We start from the raw sequence: 16,829 nt of genomic DNA, 5'->3' as shown, positions 1-16,829 counted from the left end.
CGGGGCGCTGAGTTCGGGTTGCGGGGGGCTTCGGGCGAGTGCAAGGGGGCGGAGCCGCCGGGAACGAGGGCCGAGCACAGCCCCCTGGTCCGGGGCGCAAGCCCCGAGGATCGGGGTTCAGGGTCCGGGACGCAGCCCCGAAGCGTGCCCCGGGGCGGCCCCGAGAAACGGAGTCCGGGCGCAGCTCTGAGGAAGTTCCACGCCCCACCCCCGAAGCGGGCCCCGGGCGCAAGCCCCGAGGATCGGGGCCCGGGGCAGAGCCCCGGAAACGGGGCCCGGGGCAGAGCCCCGAAGCGGGGTCCGGGGCCCTGCCCCGGGGAACGGAGGAAGGGCGGGGCGGGGAGCAAGCACCACGCAGCGGCGCCGCCCGACCGCACCCCCACCCACCCGGCCCGACTCCGCAGGAGAATGACCCCATGCCCGAAGGAGACAGCGTCTACCGCACCGCGGCCCGACTCCGCGAAGCCCTCGCGGGAAAGCAACTCACCCGCTCCGACTTCCGCGTCCCCCGCTTCGCGACCGCCGACCTCACCGGCTTCACCACCCTCGAAGTCGTCCCCCGGGGCAAACACCTCCTCATCCGCTTCGGCCACCCGACGCCCAACACCGACCCAGGAATCGGGCCCGGCCCCGAAGCCGAACTCGAAGCCGGACCCGGACCCGGACCCGGACCAGAAGCCCGACCCGGACCCGCCCTCCTCACCCTCCACACCCACCTCCGCATGGACGGCGCCTGGCGCATCCTCCCCACCCCCGGCACCTCCACCCCGCCCCACCCACCCGGCCCCGCCCACGAAATCCGCGTCATCCTCGCCACCGCCGACCACACCGCCGTCGGCTACCGCCTCCCCGTCGTCGAACTGCTCCGTACCGCCGACGAGCACCGCGCGGTCGGCCACCTCGGCCCCGACCTCCTCGGTCCCGACTGGAACGCAGAGCTCGCCGCCGCGAACCTCCTCGCCGCACCCGCCCGCCCCCTCGGCGAGGCCCTCCTCGACCAGCGCAACCTGGCCGGCATCGGCAACATCTACAAGGCCGAGCTCTGCTTCCTCGCCCAGGTCACCCCCTGGACCCCGGTCGGTGATCTGCCGCCCCGCAACCTCCCCCGCCTCGCCGCCGCCGCGCACCGGCTCCTCGACGCGAACAAGGCCCGCCACCGCAACACCACGGGCAGCCGCCGCCACGGCCAGGACCTGTTCGTCTACGGTCGCGCCCACCGCCCCTGCCTGCGCTGCGGCACCCCCGTGCGCGAGGCCCCCCAGGACGACCGCCCCACCTACTGGTGTCCGCGTTGCCAATCCGGCCCGACGCCTTAGTTGACGCCCCGTCAGATGCAGTCGTACCGTCCCCGCATGCCTACACCCAGCGCGTACGAACTCACCGGCCGCACCGCCCTGATCACCGGCGCCGCCAGCGGCATCGGCCGGGCCACCGCCGTGCTCCTCGCCGAGGCCGGAGCCACCGTGCACTGCGCGGACCGCGACGCCCAGGGCCTCCAGGAGACCGTCGAACTCATCGCCAAGGCCGGCGGCCGGGCCACCGCCCACCCCCTCGACGTCACCGACCGCGCCGCGATCAGGGCCGCGATCTCACAGGCCGGCCCGCTCGACATCACCGCCGCGATCGCCGGGATCATGCACAGCAGCAGCGTCCTGGAGACCTCCGACGAGGACCTCGACCGGGTCCTGGACATCAACTTCAAGGGAGTGCTGCGCACCTGCCAGGAGGCGGCCCGCGCCATGATCGCCGCCGGGCGGCCCGGTTCGATCATCACCATGGCCTCCGGCGCCGTGGACGCCGCCCAGCCCGGCCTGCTCTGCTACAGCGCCGCCAAGGCGGCCGTGGTCCAGCTGACCAAGACCCTCGCCACGGAGGCCGGCCCGCACGGCATCCGCGTCAACGCCGTCGCGCCGGGCTGGATCCGCACCCCGATGACCGGCCGGCACAGCCCCGAGGTCCAGGAGCAGACCGAGGCGATGATGACGCGCATGTCCCCGCTGCGCCGCGTGGGCGAGCCCGAGGACATAGCCCAGGCGGTGCTCTACCTCGCCTCGGACGCCTCGTCCTTCATGACGGGCCAGATCCTTCGCCCGAACGGTGGAGTCTCCATGCCCTGGTAATCGACCACCCGCCCCGGCCCCCCCCACCCCCGCCGACCGCCGCGAACCGCCCGCCCAGTCCTACCCGCCGCCGCGAACCACCCGCCGCCCCAGCCCACCCGCCCCGGGGCCGCCAGGCCCCGATCAGCCGCACCCGCACCCCGGTCAGCCGCCCCCCGGCTCACCGCCCCCTGAAACCCCCACTCCCGGCTCCCCGACCCCCACCGACCCGGCAGCAGCCCGCTCCCCGCCCTCACCGGCGACGCCGCCACCCCCGTCACCCCGTACGCCCCCGGCCGCCCCACGGCGGCGACGGCCACCCACCGGACCCGGCACACAGTGCACGGGCAGCAGCCCCAGCCCCCACCCCCCGACGGCGACCGCGCCCTCCACCGGCCCGGCCTCGGCCGGCGCCAGCACGAGCCGCAGCACGGCCCACCACCACAGCACGCCCACCGACAGCGCGATGGCCAGACCCACGGGTATACCCAGCAACCGCCGCACGGCCACCTCCAGGGGCCGGAGACCCGAACGGGCCCATCCTCCCGCACCCCGCCCACACCCGCACCCCCGTCGCACCGCCACCGCCACCGCCACCGGAGGGCTCCCGCCCCCGGAACGGCAAGAAGCCCCACCCGGCACCCAAGGGCACCGGCCGGGGCTCCGGCCACACTCATACGCTCAGCAGACGCGCACACGCACACGCATCACGCGGCTACGACATTCACCGCTTCCACGGGCGCCTTGATGGTCACCCGTTCCGGGCCACCCGTGACCGAGGCCACGGATACCGAATTGAGCATCGGACGGACCGGTGCGGACACCGGTTCGCTCGCCGCGGCGGACTGGGCCAGCTCGGCGAGCGAAAGCTCGTCGCTGACTTCCCGCATCAGCTCTGACATCCGTACGTCAAGCGCGTCGCAGATCGCGGAGAGCAGCTCGGAAGATGCCTCCTTCTGCCCCCGCTCCACCTCGGAGAGATAGCCGAGCGAAACTCGGGCGGACGAGGAGACTTCGCGCAGAGTACGGCCCTGGCGCTGGCGCTGCCGACGCAGCACGTCACCCAGCAGGCGACGGAGCAGAATCATCGGTGGCTCCCTCCTCTGACCGTGTAGCCGTAACCTTCACGTCCCACCGTACCGCCTCGCGCGGCGGCCGTGCGGGGAGCGATGTCGTGTTCACTCAGGGCTGCAAACATCAAATCCCCCCGTCCTGTTCCGTATCCTGCCCCCGCAGATTCTCGCGGAGTTCGCTCGCGAGCAGCTCGAGCACTGTCCGTGCACTCTCCCTACGGATTTCCGCGCGGGAGCCTTTCAACCTCAGACGGGCCGTTTTCCTGCCCCCGGGACCCGCCACGGCGATGAAAACCGTGCCCACGGGCTGCCCGTCCTGCGGCTCGGGACCGGCCACCCCGGTGGTCGCAATGCCCCAGGAGGCGCCGAGCACGCGCCGCACGCCGGCCGCCATCTCCTCCGCGACCTGCGGGTTCACCGCGCCTTCCGCCTCGAGCAGCCCCGCGTCCACGCCCAGCACCAGGTGCTTCAGCTCGGTCGCGTACGCGGTGACGGACCCGCGGAAGGATTTCGAGGCGCCGGGGACGGCCGTGAGCTCCGCGGCCACCATGCCGCCGGTCAGCGACTCCGCAACCGCAACCGTACCGTTACTCTCCGCGAGGAGTCGCAACACATCGGCCGCGACCGCACCGGCGGCCCCGGCAGCCCCCGCGGCATTCCGCACCGCTTCATCAGCCACCGAAGAACCGCCCGTCCCTTGCAGCACCGCGTCATGCCCCGGCAGATTCACCGCGCCGCACGCTCCGCGGCGAGCCCCTTGCGCCGGAGCACGACGGCCTGGCGGATGTAGTCCAGACCCGTCACGACGGTCAGGACGACGGCGGCCGCCATCACCCAGAACCGCAGCGTCGCCAGCGGCCCGGTCAGCGCGAGCACGTACATGCCCACCGCCACGCCCTGGGTCAGGGTCTTCAGCTTCCCGCCCCGGCTCGCCGGGATGACTCCGTACCTGATGACCCAGAAACGCATGAGCGTGATCCCGAGTTCCCGGCCGAGGATCACCCCGGTGACCCACCAGGGCAGATCGCCGAGCCAGGACAGACACACCAATGCCGACCCCATGATCGCCTTGTCGGCGATGGGGTCGGCGATCTTCCCGAAGTCGGTGACCAGGTTGTACGTACGGGCCAGATGCCCGTCGAAGATGTCGGTGATCATGGCGACGGCGAACGCCGCCCACGCCAGGGCCCGCCAGACGGGGTCGTAGCCCCCGTCGGCGAGCAGCAGCATCACGAATCCCGGCACCAGGACCAGCCGGATCATCGTCAGGATGTTGGCGATGTTCCACAGGCTGGCCTGATTGACGGCCGCGGCGCCCAGCTTCGCGCCGGGCGCGGGCCGACGGCCGGTCCCGCCCGCCGCAGATGCCGGGGCTCCGGTCATCCGGCCGCCTCCTCAAGATCCACACCCAGGGGCTCCGCCACGAGGTCCACGCCCAGGGTTCCGACCACCTTCGCGGTCACGATGCGCCCCGGTACCAGGCCCGCGCCGTCCGTGAAAACGACCTGGCCGTCGGTCTCGGGCGCCTGGTGGGCGGCGCGCCCGTAGGCTCCCTCGCCGTCCTCCGCCTCGTCGATCGGGACGACCGTCTCGACGAGCACCTCCAGCGTCTCCCCGATCCGCTCCTCCGCGCGCTGCGAGGTGAGCTCCTCGGCGAGGCGCTGCATGTGGGCGAGGCGCTCGGCGATGGTGTCGGCGTCCAGCTTGTTGTCGTACGTGACGGCCTCGGTGCCGTCCTCGTCGGAGTAGCCGAAGACGCCGATGGCGTCGAGGCGCGCACTGGTGAGGAAGCGCTCCAGCTCGGCGAAGTCCGACTCCTTCTCGCCGGGGAAGCCGACGATGAAGTTGGACCGCACGCCGGCCGTCGGGGCCTTGGAGCGGATGGTGTCCAGCAGTTCCAGGAACCGGTCGGTGTCACCGAAGCGGCGCATGGCGCGCAGCACGTCGGGGGCCGAATGCTGGAAGGAGAGGTCGAAGTACGGGACGACCTTGGGGGTCGAGGTGAGTACGTCGATCAGGCCGGGCCGCATCTCGGCGGGCTGGAGGTAGCTGACGCGGACGCGCTCGATGCCGTCCACCTCGGCCAGCTCGGGCAGCAGGGTCTCCAGCAGGCGAATGTCGCCCAGGTCCTTGCCGTACGAGGTGTTGTTCTCGGAGACCAGCATGATCTCCTTGACGCCCTGCTCGGCGAGCCAGCGCGTCTCGCCCAGCACGTCGCTGGGGCGGCGGGAGATGAAGGAGCCGCGGAAGGACGGGATGGCGCAGAAGGAGCAGCGCCGGTCGCAGCCGGAGGCGAGCTTCACCGAGGCGACGGGGCTCTTGTCCAGGCGGCGGCGCAGCGGCGCACGCGGACCGGAGGCGGGCGCGACGCCCTCCGGAAGGTCCGCGGGGGCGGCTTCGGGCTCCTGGGCGTGACCCGGCAGGGCCACCTCGGCGTCCTGGCGCTCCGCCGGGCTGATCGGCAGCAGCTTGCGCCGGTCGCGCGGGGTGTGGGAGGCGTGGATGCCGCCGTTGAGAATGGTCTGGAGGCGGTCGGAGATGTCGGCGTAGTCGTCGAAGCCGAGCACGCCGTCGGCCTCGGGGAGCGCTTCGGCGAGTTCCTTGCCGTAGCGCTCGGCCATGCAGCCGACGGCTACGACGGCCTGCGTGCGGCCGTGATCCTTGAGATCGTTGGCCTCCAGCAGGGCGTCTACGGAGTCCTTCTTGGCGGCTTCGACGAAGCCGCAGGTGTTGACGACGGCTACGTCCGCATCGGCGGCGTCCTCGACGAGCTCCCAGCCATCCGCCGCCAAGCGGCCTGCGAGCTCCTCCGAGTCCACCTCGTTACGGGCGCAGCCAAGAGTGACAAGGGCGACGGTACGGCGTTCGGGCATGGACTCAAGACTACTTCGTCCCGGCGCCGGCCCCCGCCTCCCGTCCCGGACGACAAGATCCCCGGAGTGCGGCGCGGCACCCCGGGGATCCGGAACGTTCCATTCCCTGCTGGTCAGACCTGCTGATCAGCCCGCCTGGGCCTGTCCCTGAGGCGGGTCGTCCTTGGTGTATGTGAGACGTTCCACCTGTCCGGGCTGGAACTCGTCCTTGATCTCTTTGCCGTTCACGAAGAGCTTCACGACCCCGGCGTCGCCGAGCACCAGGTCGATGGACTCCTTGTCCGTGAACGTCTTCGACTGCCCCTGTGTGAGGGTGCCGTCGAAGATGAGCCGGCCACTGTGATCCTTGGCCGAGATCCAGCTCTCGCCGTCGTTGGCCGTCAGGACGACCGTGACGAGGTCCTTGGGCGCGGCGGCGATGGCACTGTCCGAAGGCTCCGGCTTGGGAGCCGTAGGCGCCAGCGGTGCCTGGACGGAGGGCTTGGAGGCGTTCGGGGTGGGTGCGGGCTTCGGCGCGGCGGAACCTTCCGCCACCGGCCGCTTGGTCTTCTCGTCGGCGCCGCCGAAGGCCGTGAAGCCGACGAAGCCGATCACGGCGACGATGGCGGCTACCATGGCGGCGGTCCAGTTGGGCCGCTGCCGTTCGGGGCGGATCCGCTCGGCTTCGAACATCGGCGCGGCGGGGGTGGGTGCCGGCCGGCCGCCGTGAGCCGCGTCGTACGACTCGATCAGGGGTTCCGGATCGAGACCTACGGCACGGGCGAGCGTACGGATGTGGCCGCGGGCATAGACATCGCCGCCGCAGCGTGTGAAATCGTCGGATTCGATCGCGTGCACGATCGGAATGCGCACGCGGGTGGTGGAACTGACCTCGTCGACAGTCAGCCCGGCGGCGATCCGGGCCTTCTTGAGGGCCGTCCCGATGGACGGCTCTTCGACGGAACGTTCGACGAGGCGGTCCTCGGACCGGTCGTCGGTCGAAGGCCGCTCTTCTTCGGGGGAGTTGGCGTTGCCGATGGACACGAGGGCGCCTTTCGAGCGTGTAGCCACCTGCTGGAAGTCCAGTCTAGGGGGGTGACGAAAGGGTGGAGCAACCGGAGGGGCGCCTCCCTACGCCATACGAATGGCCAAGGGGCTCCCGCCCGGTGCGGCGGCCCGGTGCGGACCGCCATCTCCCTCAACTAGACACACGACCGGGGGAAACGGTTGCCCCCGATCCTGTGTCCCTTACTCGGGAGTCTCCCCGCGGATCACCGCGAGCACGCCGTCCAGCTCGTCGGCCTTCAGCAGCACGTCGCGCGCCTTCGACCCCTCGCTCGGTCCGACGATCCCCCGCGACTCCATCAGGTCCATCAGCCGGCCGGCCTTCGCGAACCCGACCCGCAGTTTGCGCTGGAGCATCGAGGTGGACCCGAACTGCGTGGAGACGACCAGCTCGGCCGCCTGGCACAGCAGGTCCAGGTCATCGCCGATCTCCTCGTCGATCTCCTTCTTCTGCTTCTGCCCGACCGTGACGTCGTTGCGGAAGACGGGCGCCATCTGGTCCTTGCAGTGCTGCACGATCCCGGCGATCTCGTCCTCGGTGACGAAGGCGCCCTGGAGCCGCACCGGCTTGTTCGCGCCCATCGGCAGGAACAGCCCGTCGCCCTTGCCGATCAGCTTCTCCGCACCCGGCTGGTCCAGGATGACCCGGCTGTCGGCGAGCGAGGAGGTGGCGAAGGCGAGGCGCGAGGGCACGTTCGCCTTGATCAGACCGGTCACCACGTCCACCGAGGGCCGCTGGGTCGCGAGCACCAAGTGGATGCCGGCCGCACGGGCCAGCTGCGTGATGCGGACGATCGAGTCCTCCACGTCGCGCGGGGCCACCATCATCAGGTCGGCGAGCTCGTCGACGATCACCAGCAGGTACGGGTACGGGCTGAGCTCCCGCTCGCTGCCCGGCGGCAGTTTGATCTTGCCGTCCCGGATGGCCTGGTTGAAGTCGTCGATGTGCCGGTAGCCGAAGGCGGCCAGGTCGTCGTAGCGCAGGTCCATCTCGCGCACGACCCACTGCAGCGCCTCGGCGGCCCGCTTGGGGTTGGTGATGATCGGCGTGATCAGGTGCGGGATGCCCTCGTACGCCGTCAGTTCCACGCGCTTGGGGTCCACGAGCACCATCCGGACGTCCTCCGGGGTGGCCCGCACCATCACCGAGGTGATCAGGCAGTTGATGCAGGAGGACTTTCCGGAGCCGGTGGCTCCGGCGACCAGCACGTGCGGCATCTTCGCCAGGTTGGCCATGACGTAGCCGCCCTCGACGTCCTTGCCGAGCGCCACCAGCATCGGATGGTCGTCCTCGGCGGCGTCCGCCAGCCGCAGCACGTCCCCCAGGTTGACCATCTCGCGGTCGGTGTTCGGGATCTCGATGCCGACCGCCGACTTGCCCGGGATCGGGCTGATGATGCGCACGTCGGGCGAGGCCACGGCGTAGGCGATGTTCTTCGCCAGCGCCGTGATCCGCTCGACCTTCACGGCCGGACCGAGCTCCACCTCGTAACGGGTCACCGTCGGGCCCCGGGTGAAACCGGTGACCTTCGCGTCGACCTTGAACTCCATGAACACGTTCGTCAGCGAGGCGACGACCGCGTCGTTCGCGGCGCTGCGGGTCTTGCCGGGCCCGCCCTTCTCCAGCAGGTCCAGCGAGGGCAGGGAGTACGTGATGTCCCCGCGCAGCTGGAGCTGCTCGGCGCGGGGTGGCAGCGCCTGGGTCTCGGGCGGGGCCTTGGTCAGGTCGGGAACGGACAGCGTCCCGGAGGCCGCCGCGGTCGTGTCGTGCGGCGGGGCCGCGCCCTCGGCCGCCGCGGGCTTCTCCTCGCGGGCGGCCTTCTCCTCGCGCGCGGGCCCCTCTTCCCGGGCCGCCGGGACCGGAGCGGTGATCTCCACACCTTCGCGGCCTTCGCGCTCCACCGAGATGCCCTGCGTGAGGTCGGCGACCAGCGGGGAGGGCGGCATGCCTCCGTACACCACCCCGTCCAGCGCGGCGGCCGCCGCCGCGGCCACGTCGACGGCGTCCATGCCGCGGTCCATGGGCCGGCCCGCGGACCGGCGGGGGCGCCGCCGCCGGGCGAGCGCCTCCTCCTCGGCGGCCTCCGCCGGATCCTCCGACCGGGCGGCGCCGGTGCGGGCCCGCCACTGCGCGGCGTCGTGCCGGTCCGCGGCGGCCGCGCCCGCGGGGTCCCCGGACTCGGCGTACTCGGCGTACTCGGCGTCGTGTTCGTTCGGAGCGATCACTCCGAGCCGGATCCCCGCGCTCCGCAGCCGCTGCGGGATCGCGTTGACGGGGGTGGCGGTGACCACCAGCAGCCCGAAGACGGTGAGCAGCACCAGCATCGGCACGGCCAGCGGCGCACCCATCGTGAAGATCAGCGGCTTCGAGGCGCCCCAGCCGATCAGCCCGCCGGCGTTCTGCATGGCGGTGGTGCCCTCGTCGCGCCCGGGGGCACCGCAGGCGATGTGTACGAGCCCCAGCACTCCGATGACCAGCGCCGAGAGCCCGATGCCGATGCGGCCGTTGGCGTCGGCCTGTTCGGGATGGCGGATGAAACGCACCGCCATGACGCCGAGCAGGACCGGTACGAGCAGGTCGAGCCGGCCGAAGGCGCCGGTGACCAGCATGGTCACCAGGTCCCCGACGGGCCCGCTCAGGTTCGACCAGGTCCCGGCGGCGACGATCAGCGCGAGCGCGAGCAGCAGCAGGGCGAGGCCGTCCTTGCGGTGGGCAGGGTCGAGGTTCTTCGCGCCCTGGCCGATGCCGCGGAAGATCGCGCCGACCGCGTGCGCGATGCCGAGCCAGAAGGCGCGCAGCAGCCGCAGCACTCCCCCGGTGGGGGACGGCGCGGGCTTCGGCGCGACCTTCTTGACGGGGCCGCGCTTGGCCGCAGGTGCCGACTTCTTCGCGGGGGGCTTGCGGGCTGGGGCAGCCTTCTTCGCCGGCGCCGCCGTACGGCCGGTGCGGCCCTTCGCGGTGCCCGCCGTGCTCTGGGAACCCTTACCGGACGTACTTGAGGCCATGCACCCGAGGTTACCGGTGCGCGCGCCGGTGGACACGCGTGCCCACCCCTTCACCCGTTCGTGTCGTTCCGGGTCCCGGGTGGGAGACGCCCGCGCTCTCGGCCCGTACCGCCGCCCCGCCCTGACGCTCCGCCAGACCTGACGGCCCGCCAAGCGGGCCCGCACACGGCCCTCCCGGACCGCGAAGGACCTACGCGAACCTCAGCTCCGCGAGCGTCCACCAGGCGAGCCTCGGCCTCCGTGAACCTCAGCCCTGAGCGGGCAGCACCGGAGCCCCGCCACCGGTCCCCGGCTCCAGCGCGTCGAGCGCCCGCCGCAGTCCGGTGAGCTTGCGCTCCAGGTGGGCCGCGGTGGCCACCACCGAGGGATCGGCCGATTCCTCGCCGAGCTGCTTGGTCAGCGCCTCCGCCTGCTCCTCCACCGCGGCGAGCCGCGCGGAGAGCTCGGCCAGCAGGCCGGCCGTCTCCTTGGAGCCGTCCACCGCGCCGTTGGAGCTGCCGCCCTCCAGCTGGAGCCTCAGCAGCGCCGCCTGCTCGCGCAGTTGGCAGTTCTTCGTATACAGCTCGACGAACACCGAGACCTTGGCCCGCAGCACCCACGGGTCGAAGGGCTTGGAGATGTAGTCGACCGCACCCGCCGCGTACCCGCGGAAGGTGTGGTGCGGACCGTGGTTGATCGCCGTGAGGAAGATGATCGGGATGTCCCGGGTCCGCTCACGCCGCTTGATGTGCGCGGCCGTCTCGAACCCGTCCATGCCCGGCATCTGCACGTCGAGCAGGATGACCGCGAAGTCGTCCGTCAGCAGCGCCTTGAGCGCTTCCTCCCCCGACGACGCCCGGACCAGTGTCTGATCGAGCGCGGAGAGGATGGCCTCCAACGCCAGCAGATTCTCCGGCCGGTCGTCGACCAGGAGGATCTTGGCCTTCTGCACCATGCCCTGTCCTCCTCGCCCCGGCATGGGGCCTCCCCGGCTCCTGGCTCCGGCCTGTGCGCCGGGCCCCGCCCCAGAGGACGGCATCCTTGCGCCGTCCGTCCTTGTGCCGGTCATCGTAGCCCCAGTCCCGAGATCGCCACACCCTGTCACCAAGATGTCACAGCGGACGAAGAGGAAACGTGATGGAAGGGCAGAAGGTTCCCTCGGGAGTCCCTCTCGGTCCGCCCGGTCACGCCCCGGCCCCGCGCATGTGCCCTTCCATGACCGACAGTAGGTAGTCGGGCTCGACCGGCTTGGTCACGTAGTCCGAGGCACCGGACTCGATCGCCTTCTCCCGGTCCCCCTTCATGGCCTTCGCCGTCAGCGCGATGATCGGCAGCCCCTCGAACTGGGGCATCCGCCGGATCGCCGAGGTCGTCGCGTACCCGTCCATCTCCGGCATCATGATGTCCATCAGCACGAGCGCCACGTCATCGTGCTGCTCCAGGACCTCGATGCCCTCCCGGCCGTTCTCCGCGTACAGCACCGCCAGACCGTGCTGCTCCAGCACGCTGGTCAGCGCGAAGACGTTGCGCACGTCGTCGTCCACGATCAGCACCCGCTCGCCGTGGAAGTCGTACGTCCGCGGCGCCGTGGGCAGCGGCTCCTCCACGGACCACGCGTCCGCGTCGCCCTGTCCGGGCACCTCCGCCCGCAGCGGCGGCTCCGCCATCGCCTTGCGGCGCCGCCGGAACAGCGCCGAGGACCCCTGCCCGGCCCCTTCCCCGGCCCGCGGCAGTGCCATCGGCCCCACGGGCGCTACGGGGCCCTGCGCCACCGGCGCCGCCGGCAGTTCGGGCCGCGCCTCCTCGGCGGCCGGGCGGCGGTACAGCTCCCCGCGCGCCCCGCCGGGCGTCGGCGGCGCGTACCCCTGCGGGGGCAGCTCGCTCGGGTGCAGCGGCAGGTACAGCGTGAAGGTCGACCCGCGGCCGGGCTCGCTCGCCGCGTGGATCTCCCCGCCCAGCAGCCGGGCGATCTCCCGGCTGATGGACAGTCCGAGGCCGGTGCCGCCGTACTTGCGGCTGGTGGTCCCGTCGGCCTGCTTGAACGCCTCGAAGATGACCAGCATCTTGCTCGCGGCGATCCCGATCCCGGTGTCGGTCACCGAGAAGGCGATCAGGTCGGCGTCGGCCTCCCGCAGCGAACCGGCCTCCAGGAGCTGTTCGCGGATCGCGAGGGGCACATCGGCCCCGGCGGGCCGGATCACCAGCTCCACCGCCCCGGTGTCGGTGAACTTCACCGCGTTGGACAGCAGGTTGCGCAGCACCTGGAGCAGCCGCTGCTCATCGGTGTGGAGGGTCGCCGGGAGCTCCGGGGAGACCCGTACCGAGAAGTCGAGCCCCTTCTCCGCGGTCAGCGGCCGGAAGGTGGCCTCCACGTAGTCGACGAGCTGGACCAGCGCGATCCGCGTCGGGGAGACGTCCATCTTCCCGGCCTCGACCTTCGACAGGTCGAGGATGTCGTTGATCAGCTGGAGCAGGTCCGAGCCGGCCCCGTGGATGGTCTCGGCGAACTCCACCTGCTTGGGCGAGAGGTTCTCGTCCGCGTTGTCGGCGAGCAGCTTGGCCAGGATCAGCAGGGAGTTGAGCGGGGTCCGCAGCTCGTGCGACATGTTCGCCAGGAACTCGCTCTTGTACCGCATCGAGACCGCGAGCTGCTCGGCGCGCTCCTCCAGGACCTGCCGGGCCTCCTCGATCTCGGTGTTCTTCACCTCGATGTCCCGGTTCTGCTGGGCCAGCAGCTCGGCCTTCTCCTCCAGTTCGGCGTTGGCGGCCTGGAGGGCCTTCTGCCGGTTCTCCAGCTCGTCGGAGCGCTCGCGCAGCTGCTCGGTCATCTCCTGCGACTGCTTGAGCAGCATCTCCGTCTTGGAGTTGACGGAGATGGTGTTGACGCTCGTACCGATCATCTCGGCGATCTGGCTGAGGAAGTCCTTCTGGATCTGCGTGAAGGGCTGGAAGGAGGCCAGCTCGATGACGCCGAGCACCTTCCCCTCGAAGAGCACAGGCAGCACGATCACGTGCGCGGGCGGCGCCTCGCCGAGCCCGGAGGAGATCTTCAGGTAGCCGGGCGGGGTGTTCTCGATGAGCACCATCCGCTTCTCCTCGGCGACCATCCCGATCAGCCCCTCCCCCGGCCGGAAGGAGATGGGCATCTGCCCGCCGGCGTACGCGTAACTCCCGCGCATCCGCAGCTCGTACGAGCCGTCCGCGCCCCCGTCGGTCCCGATCTCGGTGGTGCCCCCGGTCGGCAGCACCAGGAAGAACGCCCCGTGCTGCGCGGAGACCACCGGAGTCAGCTCGCTCATGATCAGCGAGGCCACGTCGTCCAGTTCCCGGCGGCCCTGCATCAGGGCGGAGATGCGGGCGAGGTTGCCCTTGAGCCAGTCCTGCTCCTTGTTGGCCAAGGTGGTGTCGCGCAGGTTGGCGATCATCGTGTTGAGGTTGTCCTGGAGGACCTGGATCTCGCCGGCGGCGTCCACGTCGATCTTCAGGTTGAGGTCGCCCCGCGTCACCGCGGTGGCCACGGCCGCGATGGCGCGCACCTGCCGGGTGAGGTTCCCGGCCATCTCGTTCACGGACTCGGTCAGGTCCCGCCAGGTGCCGTCCACGTCCCGCACCCGGGCCTGGCCGCCGAGGATGCCCTCGGTACCCACCTCGCGGGCGACGCGGGTCACCTGGTCGGCGAAGGAGGAGAGCTGGTCGACCATCGTGTTGATCGTGGTCTTGAGCTCCAGGATCTCCCCGCGCGCGTCGATGTCGATCTTCTTGGTCATGTCGCCCTTGGCGATGGCGGTCGTGACCATGGCGATCTGCCGCACCTGTCCGGTGAGGTTGGAGGCCATGAAGTTCACCGAGTCGGTGAGGTCCTTCCACGTCCCGGAGACCCCCGGCACGTGCGCCTGGCCGCCGAGGCGGCCCTCCGTACCCACCTCGCGGGCCACGCGCGTGACCTCGTCGGCGAAGGAGGACAGGGTCTTGACCATCGTGTTGACGGTGTCGGCGAGCTGCGCGACCTCGCCGCGCGCCTCCACCGTGACCGTCTTGGTCAGGTCGCCGTTGGCCACCGCCGTCGACACCTGCGCGATCCCGCGCACCTGAGCGGTCAGATTGCCGGCCATGGTGTTGACGTTGTCACTGAGGTCCTTCCAGATGCCGGTGACCCCGCGCACCCGGGCCTGGCCGCCGAGGATGCCCTCGGTACCCACCTCGCGGGCCACCCGCGTCACCTGCTCCGCGAAGGAGGACAGCTGGTCCACCATCGTGTTCACGGTGGTGACGAGCTCGAGGATCTCGCCCTTCGCGTCGACGGTGATCTTCTTGGAGAGGTCGCCCATGGCCACCGCCGTGGTCACCTCGGCGATGTTGCGCACCTGCGAGGTCAGGTTGTTCGCCATGAAGTTGACGGACTGGGTGAGGTCCTTCCAGGTGCCGGAGACGCCCTTCACCTCGGCCTGACCGCCCAGGATGCCCTCGGTGCCCACCTCCCGGGCCACCCGGGTCACCTGCTCCGCGAAGTTCGAAAGCTGGTCCACCATCGTGTTGAGGGTGTTCTTCAGCTCCAGGATCTCGCCCCGGGCGTCGACCTCGATCTTCTGCGACAGGTCACCGCGCGCCACCGCGGTGGCGACCTGCGCGATGTTGCGCACCTGGGAGGTCAGGTTCCCGGCCATGCCGTTCACGGAGTCCGTCAGATCACGCCATACGCCGGCCACGCCGGGCACCTGCGCCTGACCGCCGAGCCGGCCCTCCGTACCCACGTCCCGGGCCACCCGGGTCACCTGCTCGGCGAAGGCCGAGAGCTGGTCGACCATCGTGTTGATGGTGTTCTTCAGCTCCAGGATCTCGCCGCGCGCGTCCACGTCGATCTTCTGGGAGAGGTCGCCGCGCGCCACGGCCGTGGTCACCTGGGCGATCTGGCGCACCTGGGAGGTCAGGTTCCCGGCCATGAAGTTGACGGAGTCGGTGAGCTCCTTCCAGGTGCCGGACACCCCCTCGACCCGCGCCTGACCGCCGAGCCGCCCCTCCGTACCCACGTCCCGCGCCATCCGCGTGACCTGGTCGGCGAAGGAGGACAGCTGGTCCACCATCGTGTTCACGGTGTTCTTCAGCTGGAGCATCTCGCCGGAGACGTCGACCGTGACCTTCTGCGACAGGTCGCCGTTGGCCACCGCCGTCGTCACCTGGGCGATGTTGCGGACCTGCCCGGTGAGGTTGCGGAAGGCCGTGTTCACCGAGTCGGTGAGGTCCTTCCACGTCCCGGCCGCGCCCGGCACCTGCGCCTGCCCGCCCAGTTCGCCTTCGACGCCGACCTCACGGGCCACCCGCGTCACTTCTGCACCGAAGGACTGGAGCTGGTCCACCATCGTGTTGACGGTGTTCTTCAGCTCCAGCATCTCGCCGGCCACGTTCACGGTGACCTTCTGCGACAGGTCGCCGTTGGCCACCGCCGTCGTCACCTGCGCGATGTCGCGCACCTGCGTGGTGAGGTTGCGGAAGACCGTGTTCACCGAGTCGGTGAGGTCCTTCCACGTCCCGGCCGCGCCCGGCACCTGCGCCTGCCCGCCGAGCAGGCCCTTCGCCCCGACCTCGCTGGCCACGCGCGTGACCTCGTCCGCGAAGGTCCGTAGCGTCTCGGTCATCTGGTTGATCGTTTCGGCCAGCTGCGCGACCTCGCCCCGCGCGCTGACCCGGACCTTCTGCGACAGGTCGCCGTTGGCCACCGCCGTGGTCACCTGCGCGATCCCGCGCACCTGGGCCGTCAGGTTGCCCGCCATGGTGTTGACGGAGTCGGTCAGGTCCTTCCACACGCCCGCGACCCCGGGCACCTTCGCCTGGCCGCCGAGCTCACCCTCCGTACCCACCTCGCGGGCCACGCGGGTCACCTCGGAGGAGAACGAGGAGAGCTGGTCCACCATCGTGTTGACGGTGTTCTTCAGCTGGAGCATCTCGCCGGCCACGTGCACCGTGACCTTGCGCGACAGATCGCCCTTGGCCACCGCCGTGGTCACGAGAGCAATGTCACGCACCTGGGCGGTGAGCCGGTACGCCATCGTGTTGACGGAGTCGGTCAGATCCTTCCAGGATCCGGACATTCCGCGCACCTGCGCCTGGCCGCCGAGCTTGCCCTCGGTACCGACCTCCAGCGCCACCCGCGTCACCTCGTCGGTGAACGCGGAGAGCTGGTCGACCAGGTTGTTGACCGTCCGCCCGACCTTCAGGAACTCACCGCGCAGCGGGTGCCCGGCACCCTCCGCCGCCTGGGTCCGCAGGTCCATGCGCTGGTCGAGATCACCCTCGGCGACCGCCGACAGCACCCGGCCCACCTCGGACACGGGCCGGGCCAGGTCGTCCACCAGCTGGTTCGAGTGGTCGATCGCGGCGGCCCAGGAGCCCTCGCAGGCACCTGTTTCCAGCCGTTCGCTGAGCTTGCCCTCGCGGCCCACCATCCGCCGCACACGGGACAGCTCCCCGGTCAGGTGGAGATTGCGGTCGGCGACCTCGTTGTAGACGGCGGCGATCTCCGCCATCACCCCGTCGCCGGACACCGTCAGGCGCTTGCGGAAGTTACCGTCCCGCATCGACACCAAGGCCGTGAGCAGCCTGTTCAGGGCCGCGGTGTCGACTTCCGTCGTCGTGCCCCGCCGGGAGCGTCCTCCCTTCGGGCGCGTTCCCGTACGCCGCACCGCCGCGCCAGCCTCCACCGTGTCCCTCCCGAAAGGGTCGACCGCTGTTCCACCGGGCATCTTGTTCATCAGACTGCG

Annotated in this window: 11 protein-coding genes; 2 read left to right on the top strand and 9 right to left on the bottom strand. The window is 71.0% G+C overall.

Translation table 11 applies throughout. The annotated features are described in order from the left end of the window. Positions 1 to 416 precede the first annotated feature (416 nt). Positions 417 to 1,316: an Fpg/Nei family DNA glycosylase gene (locus OG435_RS32480; protein ID WP_266881439.1), complete on the top strand. Its 900-nt coding sequence runs from the start codon at positions 417 to 419 to the stop codon at positions 1,314 to 1,316. Positions 1,317 to 1,352: 36 nt separating this feature from the next. Continuing rightward, positions 1,353 to 2,120 (top strand): SDR family NAD(P)-dependent oxidoreductase, encoded by a 768-nt coding sequence (locus OG435_RS32475; RefSeq protein ID WP_266881438.1) that lies wholly within the window; start codon positions 1,353 to 1,355, stop codon positions 2,118 to 2,120. 144 nt (positions 2,121 to 2,264) lie between these two features. On the opposite strand, the gene OG435_RS32470 is transcribed toward OG435_RS32475, so the two are convergent. The 9 genes from OG435_RS32470 to OG435_RS32430 all read right to left on the bottom strand — a co-directional run bounded on the left by OG435_RS32470 (position 2,265) and on the right by OG435_RS32430 (position 16,769). Next, positions 2,265 to 2,603, bottom strand: coding sequence for a hypothetical protein (locus tag OG435_RS32470; RefSeq protein ID WP_430625732.1), 339 nt, complete (start codon positions 2,601 to 2,603; stop codon positions 2,265 to 2,267). A 203-nt stretch (positions 2,604 to 2,806) separates the two neighbouring features. Further along, positions 2,807 to 3,187, bottom strand: coding sequence for a helix-turn-helix domain-containing protein (locus tag OG435_RS32465; protein ID WP_112451800.1), 381 nt, complete (start codon positions 3,185 to 3,187; stop codon positions 2,807 to 2,809). A 109-nt stretch (positions 3,188 to 3,296) separates the two neighbouring features. Next, a complete protein-coding gene (locus tag OG435_RS32460) occupies positions 3,297 to 3,836 on the bottom strand; it encodes a CinA family protein (RefSeq protein ID WP_266882285.1) in 540 nt (179 codons plus the stop codon). A 62-nt stretch (positions 3,837 to 3,898) separates the two neighbouring features. Beyond that, a complete protein-coding gene (gene pgsA, locus OG435_RS32455; protein ID WP_266881436.1) occupies positions 3,899 to 4,555 on the bottom strand; it encodes a CDP-diacylglycerol--glycerol-3-phosphate 3-phosphatidyltransferase in 657 nt (218 codons plus the stop codon). Further along, positions 4,552 to 6,045, bottom strand: a complete 1,494-nt coding sequence (gene rimO, locus OG435_RS32450) for a 30S ribosomal protein S12 methylthiotransferase RimO (RefSeq protein WP_266881435.1) — start codon at positions 6,043 to 6,045, stop codon at positions 4,552 to 4,554. Before rimO ends, pgsA begins: the two co-directional genes overlap by 4 nt. Before the next feature lie 126 nt (positions 6,046 to 6,171). Further along, positions 6,172 to 7,068 (bottom strand): helix-turn-helix domain-containing protein, encoded by an 897-nt coding sequence (locus OG435_RS32445; RefSeq protein WP_266881434.1) that lies wholly within the window; start codon positions 7,066 to 7,068, stop codon positions 6,172 to 6,174. 204 nt (positions 7,069 to 7,272) lie between these two features. Next, entirely contained in the window at positions 7,273 to 10,095 is a 2,823-nt protein-coding gene (locus tag OG435_RS32440; RefSeq protein ID WP_266881433.1) for an FtsK/SpoIIIE family DNA translocase, read from the bottom strand. Between the two features lie 247 nt (positions 10,096 to 10,342). Beyond that, complete coding sequence (locus OG435_RS32435) at positions 10,343 to 11,029, bottom strand: response regulator (protein WP_266881432.1); 687 nt, start codon at positions 11,027 to 11,029, stop codon at positions 10,343 to 10,345. 229 nt (positions 11,030 to 11,258) lie between these two features. Continuing rightward, positions 11,259 to 16,769: a HAMP domain-containing protein gene (locus OG435_RS32430; protein ID WP_266881431.1), complete on the bottom strand. Its 5,511-nt coding sequence runs from the start codon at positions 16,767 to 16,769 to the stop codon at positions 11,259 to 11,261. Between the last annotated feature and the right edge of the window lie 60 nt (positions 16,770 to 16,829).

The sequence above is a fragment of the Streptomyces sp. NBC_01264 genome (assembly GCF_026340675.1).
Classification (GTDB): Bacteria; Actinomycetota; Actinomycetes; order Streptomycetales; family Streptomycetaceae; genus Streptomyces.
Note: the sequence above shows the minus strand (reverse complement) of the source record. Positions and strands in the feature narration are given on the sequence as shown.

Coding starts and splice junctions, on each gene's coding strand:
- OG435_RS32480 (WP_266881439.1), top strand. CDS start 417: ATGCCCGAAGGAGACAGCGTCTACCGCACCGCGGCCCGACTCCGCGAA.
- OG435_RS32475 (WP_266881438.1), top strand. CDS start 1,353: ATGCCTACACCCAGCGCGTACGAACTCACCGGCCGCACCGCCCTGATC.
- OG435_RS32465 (WP_112451800.1), bottom strand. CDS start 3,187: ATGATTCTGCTCCGTCGCCTGCTGGGTGACGTGCTGCGTCGGCAGCGC.
- pgsA (WP_266881436.1), bottom strand. CDS start 4,555: ATGACCGGAGCCCCGGCATCTGCGGCGGGCGGGACCGGCCGTCGGCCC.
- rimO (WP_266881435.1), bottom strand. CDS start 6,045: ATGCCCGAACGCCGTACCGTCGCCCTTGTCACTCTTGGCTGCGCCCGT.
- OG435_RS32440 (WP_266881433.1), bottom strand. CDS start 10,095: ATGGCCTCAAGTACGTCCGGTAAGGGTTCCCAGAGCACGGCGGGCACC.
- OG435_RS32435 (WP_266881432.1), bottom strand. CDS start 11,029: ATGGTGCAGAAGGCCAAGATCCTCCTGGTCGACGACCGGCCGGAGAAT.